This is a genomic window from Thermosipho ferrireducens (genome assembly GCF_017358165.1).
GTDB lineage: Bacteria > Thermotogota > Thermotogae > Thermotogales > Fervidobacteriaceae > Thermosipho_B > Thermosipho_B ferrireducens.
On sequence record NZ_CP071446.1, the window covers coordinates 693,485 to 708,955 of the forward strand.

Genomic DNA, 15,471 nt, shown 5'->3' on the forward strand with positions numbered 1-15,471 from the left:
CAGAAAAGGTTGAATTATTTCATTACGGAATGTTGAACTATTTTTTTGTCCTCTATGTAAGTTGTGAACTTTATGTAGGAATCTGTTTCAACGCCTAAAAGATTAAATATCGTAGGTGATAAATTCCAGAATAGACCTGTTATATATTTTGGATCGTAATTTTCACTTAAGAATGTTTTGTCAGGCGTAATATATTCGCCGGGATTCTTTCCGTAAAATACAATTTTTTCGTTGTCCATTCTTATGTAGGCTATAGGTGTTCCCTGCTCAGTTGCGATAATACCATATTTTTCACCATTTATGGTTACAAAATCAGATATTTCATCGCTTAATAAATCCCATGATGGGTTCTGGTAATACATTACTCCATAGACGTCGTAAGGGCCTTCAAATTCATTGCTTAATGAATTTATAATTATCTGGCTAAAATCAGCGGATAGATACGCAGTTCCGTCAAATTCCTCTATGGATTTTATGTTAAGTTCATCTTTTGTAGCAATGCTTACACTATCTATGAGGGAGTAAAGAAACTCTGGAAGTTTTCTATTTATAAAGATCAAGAAATCACCACCGACATTTGGATCGGCGATTATATTTTTGCCTTTTGAGGCATTTATTTCTTCCACAAGCGATGCTGATTCATCATTTAGCGGTGTTATTTCCTGATGGAAAATAAGAGTTTTTTCAGCGGCATTGGAGGTTATATATCCAGAACCATTAAATTTATAAGGATCACTTTCAATATTTACATAGGTTACTCCCAGATAGCCTTTTGAGAGGTAGTCAGTAAAGTTTGCCGGTGGAGTTCCCCCTCCATAATTATTTCCAAAAACAAAGTATCCATTTATCACATTGATTTCTTCTGGATAACTGTTCCCAGTGAAATTTTCGTATATTTCTTTTATTTTGTCTGGATTTTTTGATGGACCAATGACAAAAACGATGTTGTCTTTATTACCGGCGATAAGTAATTCTTTAAAAATGTCAATATCGTCTAACGAATAATTTTGAGCCATGAGTTGTTGTTGAATCATGCTTATTATCATACTTTCTAAACCAAGCTGGTTTGCAAGCACATCACCTGCGTTGGTTGATTTAAAGGCATTGTAGAGCTTCTCTATGTCTGGTGTGTAAAAAACAAATTCATAGTTTTGTGGAAGAAAGTCAAGAGCGTTTGAGAAAATGAGGGTAGAAATTATTAATATTCCAAGAATGATTTTTTTTAACATAATAGTTCACCTCCGGATAGTATGTTCTTTAATAAAATCGATTAAATGATTTGCGTGAATGGTTTTTGAAAAAATATAAGTGCCTTTGAAATCGTTCCCTCCACCTTTTCCACCAAAATTTTCCACAATGTTTCTGATGATCTTTCCACATTTAAACATTTTAGTGTTTGTTGATGTAAAATGATATTTGTTTCCATCAAAGATTATAAGTAAAGAATCTTTTTTTCCGAAATGTTTTGGGATGAAACGTGCTACGGTTTCATTTGTTTCACAAAAAAAGATGTTCTCACTGGAATAAGGTGCGAGATCTTTAGCAATTGTTTTTGCAATTTCTTCAGAAAGGGCATCTATTTTTGCTGAAAGTGTTTTTACATCAGATAATAATTTTTCTGTTCTTGGGATAAGTTCCGATATTGATGAAGTTAAGGTCTGTGAGAGTTTCCTGAGTATCCTGTTATATTCGTAAAAATATTCAAGTGCTTTGTTGCCTGCCACAAAATATAACCTTGTTAAATTTCCTTTGACCTTTTCAGTTTTAAGGATTTTTATCAATCCTATTTCTCCTGTATTTTTTACATGATAACCTCCGCAGGGGGAATAATCAAAGTTGTCAATTTTTACAATTCTTATGGGTTCTTTTACCTTTTCACTTATTCTCTTTCTTAAAGGAAGTTTGTTTGCATCTTCTTTATTTAATGTAAGAATCTCTACTGGAATACATGCCTGAATTAGTTCGTTGCTTTTATCTTCAACCTCTTTTAAAACGGAATCTACAATAAAAGGAATGTCTAAATCTATTGTAGAGTAATCTTCACCCATGTGAAAACTCACAGTAGGAATGTCTGCTATTTCTATTAATGAAGCAGATAATATATGTTGTCCAGTATGATGCTGAGCGATGAATTTTTGCCTTCTAATATCTATTACAACCTGATGTTTTCCCGGGGCAATTGGTTTGTCAATTTCACAAACATAGAAATCTTCCTTTTGAAAAACTTTTAAGACTTTTGCAGGGCCAATCATGCCCCTGTCTCCAAGCTGTCCACCTTTCCCATCGGGATAAAAAACAGAGTCTTTTGAAAATGCCAGAAATGAGTTGTTCTTTTTTTCTACTTTTAGTATGTTTACATAACTTTCCAAATAGTCAACCCCTTTCTCTACACGATTTTATCACAAACCCCTGTTAAAAAAGAAAATCAAAAGCATTCTGATTGAATAATTAGAATGTTTTTCCCATTAAGAAGAAAAAGTTCCATTTATTTTGTTCAAATAAATATGCTTCACCTACACGTATGAGGCCAAACATTGGAACCTGCAAGCCAAGTTCTATTCCTCCGGTCCATTTCCATGGGGCAGTCAAATAAGACTCTCCAGCTGTACCTGTATCGGCAAAGGCTGCTATGTAATAAGGTGTTTGAGATTCTTTATCAACATAACGTATTTCAAAACTTGCTAATGCAACCATTTTTCCAGAGAGTTCCAATCCTCTTATTCCATTTAGTCCGGATAGATAATTAACAAGATTTTCACCAGAATCCTGAAAGATTTGTGCTCCATAAATTCTTCCCGCTAAACTGAAATTGGTATCTTTTATTGGAACGTGGAGGCTTACATCTTCCTGTAATTTCCATGCAACGGGAGCATCTCCATCTATTCTAAAGTATTTTTGGACAAGTGAGGAGAAATAAAATCCTTTTGTGGGTATTATAAGATCGTCGAGGTTTTCATACGCATACCCAAAAATTGCATATGCGCTTGTATATTTTGAAGTTGTGGTGTTTGTTAATGTTTCTGTAGAACCTGACGTTGTTGTTGAAACGGTAGTTTCGTAATTCTTTAAAGAAACACCAGCACCAAATGAAAAAGTATTATTGTTAATTTTTAAAGTGCTAAGGGAAATACTCCCTGAAATTTTTGTAAGATTTGTTGATGTTTCGGTTGTTTTTGTGGAGTCCTCTGATAGAATGTACACCGTTGTTGAATCTGTTGTTGAGGAAAGATTATAGGAAATTTTACCAGAGAGTTTCAGTGGTAAATTGTTTGGTTTTCTTATTCCGTATTCAAGACTTATATTTTTTGAATTAACTCCAAGGTTTATAGAAGAACTTATAGTTTGTCCAAAGCCTACAGGATTAATAGCGCTTATCTGTACTTGAGCTGCGAATCCTTCGTACCACGGTTTTCCCTCAACAGGTCCCCATGTACCTCCGCCAAGAAAATTGAATTTTTTCTCTTTTTCGGTTAGTATAAGTGTTGTATTTAATGTGTTTGTACCTTCTGGAGTTATATCAAAGTCTATATTATCAAAGTATTGTAATTTGTAAATTTCAATATATGTTTCCTGCAGTGCCTTTTTGTTTGCAAAATCGCCCGATTTTATTTTTATCAGGTCATCAAAAGTGTATAGTTTTGTTCTTGTGTTTCCTGAAACAGTTACTTTGCCAAATTTCATTTCCACAACGTTGATTAGAAACACATTTTCCCTGACATCAGCGGAAAGGTTAACAAAATAGGTGCCTTTATTGTATTTATCTTTTACTTTTTGTAAAATTTTTAACAGTTGAGCATTTGTATATGTTGCAGACGGAGTTGAACTTATATCGTCGAAGGTATAAATGCTGTTTCCTGTAATTTCTATCTTTTCAACGTATGTAGGGCTTCTTACAATGGTGTTTTGTACAACCAGTATTTTTAAAATTTTTGCAGGTTTTTCACTGTCAACGGTTAGAAATTGTATATTTGTGTATGGGGAAAAATACACATAGTTGCTGAGTTGTTGAAAAATCGTTTGCAAATCTGAGGCTTTTGGGTAGTAGGATTTTTCGTCATCAAAGAAGCGTAATATTGGTCCTTTAGAAAGATAATTTTTATACCTTTTTACTTTTATTTCATTATTGATTTTTTGAAATTCTTCTTCTAAACCTTTTATATTTCCAGAAAATTCCACATCATACAGTGCGTATTCTGTTACGCTAAAAGTTATGTTTTTTCCGTTAATTTTACCACTGATGTATACAAATGATTCGTCTTTGTTTTTTGAAAATACGTTACTAACAATATATCCCTGTTCTTTATAAAGTTCACTTATGTTTTCAATACTTTTTTTGAATTGAACAAAACTAAACGCCTTGTTTTCTTCAAGGGTAATGGAAGCTTCAATTGTTTCTCTGTCAATAAGTCCTGCGCCGTTTATGTTTAAATTTATACTTTCTATAGGGGAATTTTCCGAAACTTTTATTACCAGGTCAATATTATTTCCAGAAGCTATTTTTGTATACTCAACTGAGGAAAAATAGCCAGTTGCCCTTACTTTTGATACGATATCTTCGATAGCATAGTCGTTAATATCAAGGTTTATGTAATCTTCATAATAACTTTCTAACTCTGCCTTTGGAACAGTTTTAAGACCTTCAAAAGTTACGGAGTTCAATACTTCACCCTGAACATAAAGAGAAAGTGTTAAAATGAATCCAATGATTAGAAATAATTTTTTCATATGTTATCCTCCCCATCTTTTAGCATTTTTTCTAATTCTTTTAAAAAATCTCCTAATAATTTCATTTTTGAAGGGGTGTTTATTTTTCCAAGGTGTTTTTCTATTGTACTGGAGTCAATTTCATAACAATCGTTTTCAAAACATCTTTTGATGTACCAATTTATTTCTTGATTCAGTAAAAGTGCAAAGATAGTATCCACTAAATTTCCCACAGGTTGACAATCTATGTGTGATTTAAAAAATAGAGCCTTTATTGTTGTTCCCACACCTTTTTTACTTGTTAAATTCACAAAGCCACCGGTCATTTCCGTTGCCTGTTTTAAAAAAGGAAGCCCCAGACCGACCTTTCTTATTTTTTTAGACCTTGTAGTATAAAATGGATCGAATATCCTGGTTAAGATTTCTTCAGGGATACCTGGTCCATTATCTTCTACACAAAATTCGAATTTATCTCTGGTTTCATTTATTATAAGTTTTATATTGGTAGCTCCCGCTTTTATGGAATTTTCGACTATGTCATGTACATGGTCAGAGAGTGTTATAAGTCCCATATAGTTTTCACCTTTCCCCTGACTAAAGCGTTAAAAAAAGAGTTTAAAGATAACTTTTCACATTCTATTATACTATACCTCGTGTTTAACTGGTTAAGAAAATGTGCATCAGAAGATGATAATGCAATGAGGCCTTTTTTTCTTATAAAGCCAAGCTCTTCTATTGTTGTAGCTTCTGCAATGTTTACAGGATGGTCTGGAATTAAACCAAGTTGATACATTACACCAAATTTTCTGTTTATATGTGCATAAACAGGAACTCCATGATGTTTTAAGATAATTTCTATAACACTTTCAAGGGAGAGAGAAATTGGAAAACCAAGGGGAAGGTTCTCAAGGGCAGTAAATTTATCATTTTCATCTGTATATATCTGGTAACCAAATTTTTCGGGGTCATAATTAATTTCTGGAAGATTCTGGTACACTATTTCTGTAACTTTTTTTAGCTGGTTTATATCAGGGAAATATCCCAGAATATGGACGTCTTCTATTGTTTGTATTTCAATACCAGGTACTATAAGTTTTCTTTCGGCGGAGAATTTTTTTGAAAAGGCTTCGACATTTCCACCTGAATTATGATCAGTAATAGCGGTGATTTCTGCTGAAAGTTTGGCAAGCTCAGAGGGCACCATACTTATATCGGCACATGGTGATAAACAACTGTGAACATGTAAATCGCACTTGTATTGCATTATATTACCTTATGCCCAGCTGATATATTTTTCCTGAAACTACAAAGGCATTATCCCTGGATTTTATTAGAGAAATTCCTTCACTTTTTGCCTTTTCCACAGTTTCAGAAGGGAAGTTAAGATCATCACAGAGTATAATAGCTCTGATTCCAACTAAAGAGGCGACGGCTATTATATTGACGTGGTTTTGCACAGTGATCCATATGGAATCGTTTTTTGCATTTTTCATAACAAGGCTCAATAAATCCCCGGTGTATGCGTGAATTATTTCACAATCATTACTTAAAAAAACAATTTCTGCATCAAGTGATGCTACAATATCTTTTAAATTCACAGTATCACGTCCTTTCATGCTATTTGATCAAATAGTGTGCCTATTAAAAATTTTGGTAAATTCATTCCAAGCATCAACGCGTTCATGGCCATTTCAAGGAGGAGTATTTCTCTTTCGATTTTTTCTATCTCAACAGGATCTTTTGTAGTTTGCAATTTCAAACGTAACTCTCTGATTTTTTCAGAAATATCTGTTTTACTTACATCCTGTGAGCCTTCGTCGTTTGTTTTAGTATCTTCTGGCTTTTCCCATGGATTTGATTTAGGTATGTACATCCAGACTTTTGTTTTTCCCGCGACAGCTGCAAGAAAAGATCCCCTTTTTCTGAAATCGAGAGATATTCCACCAGATATAATGAAACCGCCCTGTCTCAATGCTTCTCTTTGAAATGCATAATAATTACTTAATTCCTGTGTAAGTACCCTTAAAACACTCCTGCTTGCAGGAGCGCTGTTGGAAAGTCCGGGTTCTCCTGGATCAAGTTTGTAACCAAGAGTGGGGTTAGAGATGGCTGAAATGCCTTCAACCATGGTGCTCAACTCCTGGTTAAATGTTTTAACGCTTTTTTAATAATTTCATCTAAGGAGTCGTTCGTTTCTGCTACACTATTTACAGCCTTCCGAGATTGATTAGGAGAAAAACCAAGTGTAGTAAGTGCTTCAATTGCCTCCTGCATTTTTTTGTCTTTTTCACTAAAAGAAACGTTAAATTCAGCTAAATTATCTTTGAGCTCCATTATAATACGTTCTGCAGTCTTCTTTCCGATTCCTGGAAGTTGTGATAATCCCTTTGCGTCTTCATTTATTATTTTTGCAACTATTTCTTCTACGTTATTTGTTGATAAGATTTTCAAAGCAGTTTTTGGACCTAATTTTGAAACGCTTATGAGTTTTTCAAAAAGTCTTAATTTTTTTTCCTCCCCAAATCCATAAAGTGTTATATTATCTTCTGATATTATAAGTTTTGTATAAAACTTGATTTCACTTCCTGTTAAACCAGATAGTTCTACTGTGTTTCCAACAACTATTTCGAGAATAAAATTTCCTACATCAACATAAGCCTTACCGTCTAAAACGGAGTACAGCAACCCTTTTACTGCATAAATCATATATTCACCCCGAATAATTCAACGGCATTTTGAATGAGGATTTCAGAAACATCTCTACCTATTATATCATTTATCTGGTTGAAAATGTATTTTACATAGACTGGTTCATTTCGTTTCCCACGAACAGGCTGTGGGGGTAAATATGGGCAATCTGTTTCTGGAAGTATATTGTTTTCTCCTATTTTTTGGACTGTTTCTCGAAGAGAGTGGTTTCTCCTGTAAGTTACAGGTCCACTTATTCCTATCAAAAGTCCGAGTTTAAGGAACTTTATAGCCCAGCTGGTATTTCCACTAAAAGAATGTACAACGCCCCCCTTTTCCGGGATGCCAATAGTTTCCAGGATATTATAGGCATCCTCAAAAGCTTCCCTGATATGCACTATTATTGGAAGGTTCAACTCTTTTGCAAGTAAGAGTTGCTCTGCAAATACTTTTTGCTGGATTTCTTTTGGGGAAAAGTTACGGTAATAATCTAATCCTATTTCTCCTATGGCAACAACTTTTGGCATAACAGCAAGCTTTTTTAAGCGATTTAGATATTCATTATCTGTATCTTTACTGTCATGTGGGTGGACTCCAACAGAGGCAAATATTTTTTTATATTTATTCGCAAGTTCCACACAGATCCGGCTATCATCAAGATCAGTTCCAACGTTTATGATAAATTCCATATTATCATTTTCAAATTTTTGAATAATGGTCTCACGATCATTGTCAAAATGCGGCATATGAATATGTGCATGAGTGTCTACGAGTCTCATCTGCTCACTCCCTGAATATTTTTCATTTCAAAAAATTTTTGCATATCGTAAGTTGAAAAAGAAACAGGGAATTTTACTGGTTTTCTTTCAATAGCAGATTTGTAGATGGCCAGCACTATTTCAACAGCTTTTTTCCCGTCTTCACCGGATATATATGGTTTTCTATCTTTTTCTATTGCTTCGTAAAAATCTTTGTATAAAGGAACGTGCCCGTAACCATAAACTGTATCCGGGTCAGGCAGATTCATAAAAGGATGATCTGCTTCGTTTTCGAATTTCCAGGTTTCTATGCGATTAACAGCAAGTCCTCCAATAATTACAGTTCCTTTTTCCCCGAAAATTGATAATTTTTCATGAAGATTTTTTGGGAAAATAGATGTCGTGCCCTCCAGTATACCAACTGTACCGTTTTTAAATTTTATTATGGCTACTCCAAAATCTTCAGTTTCTATTTGAGGATGAATAAAATTTTCTATGTGGCCATAAATTTCATCTATTTCTCCTCCAAGCATCCATTGAAGAAGGTCGATATTATGTGTACACTGATTCATTAATGCTCCGCCATCCTGGTTCCATGTGCCACGCCAGGGGGCTTGTTTGTAATAGTTTTCGTTTCTATTCCACCTAATGGTTGCAACTCCGTAATTTATTTTTCCAAATGCGTTAGAATCTATTTTTTTTCTTAATTCCTGAATGGGAGGATTAAATCTGTTTTGAAAACATACGGCGAGTTTTAGATTTTTACTTTTAGCAGTTGTTATCATTTCTTCCATATGAAGTGTGGATAGTGCCATGGGTTTTTCAACGAGAACATGCTTATTTGAGATTAGACTTTCCATTGAAATTTCATAGTGAAAACCGCTTTCGGTTGCTATTGCTACTGCATCAATATCTTCTCTTAAAAGAATTTTTTTATAGTCCGTAACTACTTCTGGCTTTCTTCCTGTGCTTTTTTCGAAAATATTCGCGCAATTTTCAGCTTTGTCCTTTATTATATCGCAAACGGCTACAGTTTCAATAATATCGTGATTTTTTATAAGTGCTTCGATATGTTTCTTTGTACCAATTCTCCCACATCCTATAAGTGCAAGTCTGAGTTTTTGCATATCATTCCTCCTTCATTGTTATCCTAAAATTACATCGAGAGCTGACATTATAAAAAAACCTATGACGAGGAAATAAGTTGACAGACGTTCATTTCCTCTCAGATGCGTTTCTGGTATCACTTCATCACTTATAATGAAAATCATAGCTCCTCCAGCAAATGCCATCATGTATGGGAGTATAGCCTGGCTTATTGAAACTATACCTGCTCCCAGAATTCCACCTAATATTTCCACGACACCTGTTAAAAATGATATAAGAAAAGCAGTCATAGGTTTATATCCGGTGTTTATCAGCGCGGCTGCCACCGCTGCCCCTTCAGGAATGTTTTGAGCACCTATTGCAAATGCTATGTTATAAGCCTGATCAGAAAAGGCACTTACACCTACAGCCATACCTTCTGGAAGGTTATGAATGGTAATAGCTATTACAAATAACCATATCTTGCTTAATCTTTTTATATCCATTCCCTCATGGCCTTTTAGAAAATGCTCATGTGGCGAGTATTTGTCCATTAGATCGACGAGAACAGCTCCCAGAAAAAAACCTATTAGAAATCTTATTAATCCGCCCATTTCTATTGCAGGTGCTATAAGACTAAAAGCACTGGCTGCGAGCATAATGCCCGCCGCCATTCCCAGCAAAGCATCAATGAATTTTTCGTTTATGTGTTTTTTAAAGATTAAAAAAGGTATTGCACCCAGAGAAGTAGCAAGCCCCGCAGCTGAACTTAAAAACACTCCAAACCAGAAATTATTCATAACAATTTCCCCTTTTTCATAACTTTCGTTGTCTGGTATAATTCTTCTCTTCTATTCAAAAAATAAGCGTGAGAATCACCAGATTCTATAAAACGGTAATGATGCAGCTGTTGAACATCGATTTCTGAGGCTATTAACTCTTCTTTTTGAACTGCTTCGACAACTATGTCTCCCCTTGGGTTGATGAGTCTTGATTTTCCAATATAATCCATTATCCCTTTTCCGGCTGTTGATGAGGTTACTAAAAAAGCTCCGTTTTCAAGAGCTCGAGAGCGCGTGGCTATATCATAAATGTGTGCACGTTCTTTTCCAAAGGCAAAAGGAACCAGAAATACTTCTGCGCCATTTAAAGCGAGTATTCTTGCAATTTCAGGAAATCCAACTTCATAGCATATAAAAATTCCAAAATTTACTCCTGAGAATCTGAATAGCAGGAAGTGTTCTCCTGATTCAAAGACTTCCTTTTCTTTACGAAAAAGGTGGGTTTTGTCGTAAAATAAAATTTCTTTCTTTTTCCTGAAAACAAAAACAGAGTTTCTGAGCTTACCCTGTATTTTTCTTGGGATTCCGCCTATTATAGCTATATTGTATTTTCGAGAAAGTTTTAAAAGATCTTCTTTTATTTTTTTGAAAAAATCTATTGAGTTCTCAAGGATTTCGGGGTTGTAAGTATATCCACTTAAAGAGAGTTCGGGAAAAAGTATTATATCAGCACCTATGCTTCCCGCTTTTTCTATAAATTCTATATGTTTTTCAAAGTTTTCTTTAAATTTTCCAGGAACTGGTTCAAACTGAGCTGATGTTATTAACACTGGCTACCCTCCTTGAAAGTTCTTCCTGCTTCATCCAGTAGCCATCTAAATATCCCTGCGAAGTTAAATATCCCAAAAATTTGTAATGTTCTTTTTTTAATATGCCTGGACCAATGTTTGAAAGTGGAGTACCAGGTAGTGGCATAAAAGTATGTGCATGAACTTTAGCTTTATACTTTTCAACGATTTTTTTAATAAATTCAAAAGTCTTTTGTATATCTTCGTGTGTTTCAAATGGAAATCCAAAAATAAAGTCTACTCTTGGAATAAAATCGTATCTTTTTAATAGTTCAAGGGCATACTCAATTTGTTCCGTTGAATGTCCCCTTCTGATAAGTTTGAGGACTCTATCACTTCCACTTTGAGCGCCTATTACTATGTATTTATTATTGACATATTTCTTTATAACTTTTAAAATTTCTTTATTGATGCTTTCAGGTCTTACATCAGAAGGAAATGTTCCAAAATAAATTTCTTCTACTCCAACTTTTTTAAGATTGTATAAGAGTTCGTCAACTATATGAGGTTGTGGGGTAACACCATTTTTACTTCCATAACCAAAAGAATTGGGAGAGATAAATCTTGCAATTTTTCTGCCATTTTTAACTCCTATTTTTGTATATTCGATTATTTGCTCAACAGATCTATGTCTTACAACTTTACCCGCGAGTCTGGGTGTTTGACAATATCCGCAATCAAAAGGACATCCTCTTGATATTTCAATAGGCATATAAAGATTTTTTTCCGGACAAAAAGGTGGATATCTGTCAAGGATGATTCTGTTTTTTACACCGTCGTAAATATTATTTTCAGGATACTCTTTATGTAAAAATTTTAATATATTTTCTTCCCCATCCCCGATAAACACGAAGTCAAAACCTGCATTTAATACCTGTTCAGGAAGAGCTGTTACATGTGGTCCGCCGGCTATAAGTGTGTATCCCTTTTCTTTTAAAATTTTTGCTTCTTTTTTTACGTAGGGCCAATCAAAACTCATAAAAGAATAAAGTACAACAGTATTTCTGGAATCTATGTTCAGGACATCTTCCAGAGCTCGAACTTCAATAAGCTCTATATCAGATTTGTTGTTGTAAATAGATGCAACAAGGGCGGTAATACTGTATCTATTTGTTTGTGTGGAACGGAAAACAATTCGCTTTATTTCCACAGCGCCTCGTCAACCTCTTCAAGTGTTTCTGCTAGTACAAAAACATGCCCGCTATCCATAATTAAAATACTTTTTGCCTCTTTTCCATAAGTCATATTAACTATAGTGCCTCCCAGTTTGTTCATGCCTCTTATTTTTCTTGCTACAGCGGAAGAAACAGGGAGTACCGCTATTATTCTGTTTCTTGGTACAAATACATTATTGTTGATTTTTACAACCTGTTTCATGTTTTTACCTCCTCGTATTATACGTTGAATCGCACAGTAATTATATCACCATCCTGTACGATATAATCTTTTCCAACGAGTTTCATGAGTCCCTTTTCTTTTACTTCTTTTTCACTTCCAAATTTTACCAGATCTTCATATTTCATTATTTCTGCTTTTATAAATCCACGGGCTAAATCTGTATGAATTACTCCTGCTGCATCAACTGCTGAACTTCCCTTTCTCAAAGTCCACGCTCTTACTTCATCTTTTCCAACAGTGAAAAATGATATTAATCCAAGCTGATTATACATAGTTTTGGATAAACGTTCGATTCCTGTTTCTTCTATACCAAGTTCTTTTAAAAATTCTAAGCGTTCCTCTTCGGGAAGTTCGCTTATCTCTTTTTCTAATTGCCCACAAAGCTGCAGATAAGCGAAGTTATAGTTTTTACAGAGTTTCAATACATCATCTTTTGATGGGTAATTATCATTTGTAAACTGATTTTCGTCTAAATTCACAGCTACCACTATGGGTTTGAGTGTTACCAGGGAAAAACTTGAGACAAGTTTTATTTGATCTTCAGAAAATTCTTCTCTATGCTGGGAAAGGAATTTTTCATTTTCTAATATTTCCCTCATTATTTTTAGAATTTTTAATTCATTTTCTTCTTTGTTATCCAATTTTCTTTTAGCATTTTCAAGTTTTTCTATCCGGTTTGTAACAACTTCAAGATCTCTGAATATAAATTCATCCAGAGTTAGTTTTAATTGTGAAAAGGGAGTATCTCCTTTTTCAGGGTATGGAACGCTTTCATTTTCAAATGCCCTCAGGACCAGCAACAATGCTTCTGCATTTTGAACAACGTTAAAAACCTGAGAGCGACTTTTTTGGTCGTCAGGGTTTAAAGATGGGGTGTCATAAAACTCAAGTGTTGCGTAGATAGTCTTTTTTTGGTTGATACATCTCCGATAACACTTTTACCCTTTTATCATAAACTTTTGCTACACCTTTTTGGTGTGCAGGAGAATATGGATCTACCTGTAATCCTGTTAGCAATGAAAAAACTGTTGTTTTTCCAACCATGGGAAGTCCAATGATTCCAACTTTCAAATTTTCTCCTCCTTACAGATTTTTGAAAACCTTTTTTAAAGTAAAGACTCTTTCTCCAAAACGTTCCTGGTTGTAAAGCGTTTTGAAAAATTTTGAATTTCTTTCCGCTGTTGCTATAGCTATTATTTTCCCCTGCCAGTATATAGCAACATCTTCACCTTTTCGAAATGGCGAGATTATTTCTTTGATGAACTCCAGACGTGGTTGAACGCCGTTAAATATATTTTCAACGTATTCTCCATAAACCTCAACCTTTGGTAGAGTTATCGCTTCTTCTATTGGAATAAGAGCTTTTTTAATCCTTTGAGAATCATTTTCATAAGGATTTATTGAATTTTGAATTTCATATTCGCCAACAGCTAATCTTACAAGTTCAACACTTGTTGCTCCACACCCGACTTTGTACCCTATATCCATACAGAGACTTCTTATGTACGTTCCAGGTGAGGTAGTTACTTTAAATGAAAAATAAGGTAACTCAATTTTGATATTCGATATATCAAAGATTTCAACTTCTTTTGGTGGAAGCGAAATTATATTCCCTTGCCTGGCAAACTGATACAATTTTTTCCCTTTGTATTTTTTTGCAGAATATGCCGGGGGAACCTGCAAATATTTTCCCTTAAATGACAGAATAGCATCTTTAAGTTCCTGTGATGTTATATCGCAATTTTTATTTTCTACTACTTCACCGGTAATGTCAAATGTTTCTGTAATAACACCAAGAATAGCTTTTACATAGTATTTTTTTTCCAGAACTTTTAAGTACTCGAGTATTCGAGTAGCATCTCCTACCCCTATGATTAAAACTCCTTCGGCAAAAGGGTCAAGTGTACCTGCGTGACCCACGCGTTTTATTGATAATTTTCTCCTTATTTCATCAACTACATCATGAGATGTCACACCTTTTGGCTTATAAACATTCAATATGCCTCTCACAGCATCACCTTAATAGTTTTCTAAGAATTTTACATCATTTCTAATAAAGTCTCTAATGTCTTTTATTCCATACTTTACCATGGCTATTCTTTCCAATCCAAGACCAAATGCAAAACCAGACCATATTTCCGGATCGTATCCCACGCTTTTGAACACATTCGGATCTACCATGCCAGCTCCTAAAATTTCCAGCCAGTCGTTTCCAAACCATACATCTACTTCGAAACTCGGTTCAGTAAACGGGAAAAAACTTGGTTTAAGCCTTATTTTTGCATCTTTTCCAAAAACTCTTGTAACCATTTCTTCGAGACAATATTTCAGATGCTTTACTGTTACATTTTTATCTACAAATAGTCCCTCCATTTGTGTGAACATGGGGAGATGTGTGGCATCATAATCTCTTCTATAAACACGCCCCGGAGATATTATAGCTATAGGAGGTTGCGTGTTGAGCATAGTTCTAATCTGGACAGGTGAAGTATGGGTACGGAGTAAAATTTTATCCGTGAAATAAAAAGAATCCTGAACATCCCGGGCTGGATGCCACTCTGGAGTGTTAAGCGCGTCAAAGTTATGCCATGTATCTTCAACTTCTGGCCCTTCTACCACCGAAAATCCCATGGAAATGAAGATATCTTCCAGTTCTTTTTGAATTTGAGTTAGAATATGAAAATGTCCAATATCTTTTCGGGCCCCGGGTAAAGTTACATCTACTGCCATGGCTGCATATTTCTTTTCTTTTTCCCTTTGAGATAATTCGTCTAATTTTTCATTTATTTTTTTCAGTAACTCATTTTTTGCTTTATTTACGGCAGCACCAAAGATTGGCCGTTCTTCAGGAGCCAGCTCTTTAAGTTTTTTCATAAGAGAGGTAACTATTCCTTTTTTTCCAAGATATTTTACCCTGACACTATTAAGTTCCGAGGAGTTTTCACAGTTTTGAATTTCTTCAAGAGCCTGTTGGACTATTTTTGTGATTTCATCCATATAAACACCTCCAGAGGTTTCTTAAAAACTAATTTTAATTATAACATAGATGTGTTATTATTAAGATTAGCGAGAGTTTGAGAAAAAGATTCCTCACATGCGTTCGGAATGACAGTAAGGGAAAGATCCTTCGCCTTCCCACTCCTCAGGATGACAAAGAACAGCGAGGGTTGGCCTCATTATTTCTGTCATTCTGAGCGCGTAGCGCGA

General features: G+C 34.7%; 18 protein-coding genes. All 18 read right to left on the bottom strand.

Annotation, left to right across the window (positions count from 1 at the left end):
* Positions 1 to 14: 14 nt before the first annotated feature.
* On the bottom strand, positions 15 to 1,229 hold the full coding sequence (locus JYK00_RS03450; RefSeq protein ID WP_207567297.1) for a hypothetical protein: 1,215 nt from the start codon (positions 1,227 to 1,229) through the stop codon (positions 15 to 17).
* Positions 1,230 to 1,235: 6 nt separating this feature from the next.
* The gene (locus tag JYK00_RS03455) at positions 1,236 to 2,369 is read right to left on the bottom strand and encodes an alanyl-tRNA editing protein (RefSeq protein WP_207567298.1); all 1,134 of its coding nucleotides are present in this window, start codon (positions 2,367 to 2,369) and stop codon (positions 1,236 to 1,238) included.
* A gap of 79 nt (positions 2,370 to 2,448) precedes the next feature.
* Positions 2,449 to 4,725, bottom strand: coding sequence for a BamA/OMP85 family outer membrane protein (locus tag JYK00_RS03460; RefSeq protein ID WP_207567299.1), 2,277 nt, complete (start codon positions 4,723 to 4,725; stop codon positions 2,449 to 2,451).
* Positions 4,722 to 5,276 carry a sensor histidine kinase gene (locus JYK00_RS03465; protein ID WP_207567300.1) on the bottom strand — a complete coding sequence of 185 codons (555 nt, stop codon included), beginning with the start codon at positions 5,274 to 5,276 and terminating at the stop codon, positions 4,722 to 4,724. Before JYK00_RS03465 ends, JYK00_RS03460 begins: the two co-directional genes overlap by 4 nt.
* On the bottom strand, positions 5,264 to 5,968 hold the full coding sequence (locus JYK00_RS03470; protein WP_228288199.1) for a PHP domain-containing protein: 705 nt from the start codon (positions 5,966 to 5,968) through the stop codon (positions 5,264 to 5,266). The genes JYK00_RS03465 and JYK00_RS03470 overlap by 13 nt, the downstream gene beginning before the upstream one ends.
* A gap of 4 nt (positions 5,969 to 5,972) precedes the next feature.
* The gene (locus JYK00_RS03475; RefSeq protein WP_207567301.1) at positions 5,973 to 6,302 is read right to left on the bottom strand and encodes an iron-sulfur binding hydrogenase; all 330 of its coding nucleotides are present in this window, start codon (positions 6,300 to 6,302) and stop codon (positions 5,973 to 5,975) included.
* Positions 6,303 to 6,316: 14 nt separating this feature from the next.
* Positions 6,317 to 6,832, bottom strand: a complete 516-nt coding sequence (locus JYK00_RS03480; protein ID WP_207567302.1) for a hypothetical protein — start codon at positions 6,830 to 6,832, stop codon at positions 6,317 to 6,319.
* A gap of 5 nt (positions 6,833 to 6,837) precedes the next feature.
* The gene (gene ruvA, locus JYK00_RS03485) at positions 6,838 to 7,410 is read right to left on the bottom strand and encodes a Holliday junction branch migration protein RuvA (RefSeq protein ID WP_207567303.1); all 573 of its coding nucleotides are present in this window, start codon (positions 7,408 to 7,410) and stop codon (positions 6,838 to 6,840) included.
* Entirely contained in the window at positions 7,407 to 8,171 is a 765-nt protein-coding gene (locus tag JYK00_RS03490; protein WP_207567304.1) for a TatD family hydrolase, read from the bottom strand. Before JYK00_RS03490 ends, ruvA begins: the two co-directional genes overlap by 4 nt.
* Positions 8,168 to 9,277 (bottom strand): Gfo/Idh/MocA family protein, encoded by a 1,110-nt coding sequence (locus JYK00_RS03495; protein ID WP_207567305.1) that lies wholly within the window; start codon positions 9,275 to 9,277, stop codon positions 8,168 to 8,170. The genes JYK00_RS03490 and JYK00_RS03495 overlap by 4 nt, the downstream gene beginning before the upstream one ends.
* Positions 9,278 to 9,295: 18 nt before the next feature.
* A complete protein-coding gene (locus JYK00_RS03500) occupies positions 9,296 to 10,036 on the bottom strand; it encodes a ZIP family metal transporter (protein WP_207567306.1) in 741 nt (246 codons plus the stop codon).
* The gene (locus JYK00_RS03505; protein ID WP_207567307.1) at positions 10,033 to 10,848 is read right to left on the bottom strand and encodes a carbon-nitrogen hydrolase family protein; all 816 of its coding nucleotides are present in this window, start codon (positions 10,846 to 10,848) and stop codon (positions 10,033 to 10,035) included. Before JYK00_RS03505 ends, JYK00_RS03500 begins: the two co-directional genes overlap by 4 nt.
* The gene (locus tag JYK00_RS03510; RefSeq protein ID WP_207567308.1) at positions 10,823 to 12,016 is read right to left on the bottom strand and encodes a TIGR04013 family B12-binding domain/radical SAM domain-containing protein; all 1,194 of its coding nucleotides are present in this window, start codon (positions 12,014 to 12,016) and stop codon (positions 10,823 to 10,825) included. Before JYK00_RS03510 ends, JYK00_RS03505 begins: the two co-directional genes overlap by 26 nt.
* Entirely contained in the window at positions 12,007 to 12,243 is a 237-nt protein-coding gene (locus tag JYK00_RS03515; RefSeq protein WP_207567309.1) for a DUF370 domain-containing protein, read from the bottom strand. Before JYK00_RS03515 ends, JYK00_RS03510 begins: the two co-directional genes overlap by 10 nt.
* A 17-nt stretch (positions 12,244 to 12,260) precedes the next feature.
* A complete protein-coding gene (locus JYK00_RS03520; RefSeq protein ID WP_228288200.1) occupies positions 12,261 to 13,064 on the bottom strand; it encodes a DUF933 domain-containing protein in 804 nt (267 codons plus the stop codon).
* An 85-nt stretch (positions 13,065 to 13,149) separates the two neighbouring features.
* Positions 13,150 to 13,335 carry a hypothetical protein gene (locus tag JYK00_RS09775; protein WP_228288201.1) on the bottom strand — a complete coding sequence of 62 codons (186 nt, stop codon included), beginning with the start codon at positions 13,333 to 13,335 and terminating at the stop codon, positions 13,150 to 13,152.
* A 12-nt stretch (positions 13,336 to 13,347) separates the two neighbouring features.
* Positions 13,348 to 14,274: a tRNA pseudouridine(55) synthase TruB gene (truB, locus tag JYK00_RS03525; protein WP_207567310.1), complete on the bottom strand. Its 927-nt coding sequence runs from the start codon at positions 14,272 to 14,274 to the stop codon at positions 13,348 to 13,350.
* Between the two features lie 9 nt (positions 14,275 to 14,283).
* Positions 14,284 to 15,261 carry a phenylalanine--tRNA ligase subunit alpha gene (pheS, locus tag JYK00_RS03530; protein ID WP_207567311.1) on the bottom strand — a complete coding sequence of 326 codons (978 nt, stop codon included), beginning with the start codon at positions 15,259 to 15,261 and terminating at the stop codon, positions 14,284 to 14,286.
* Between the last annotated feature and the right edge of the window lie 210 nt (positions 15,262 to 15,471).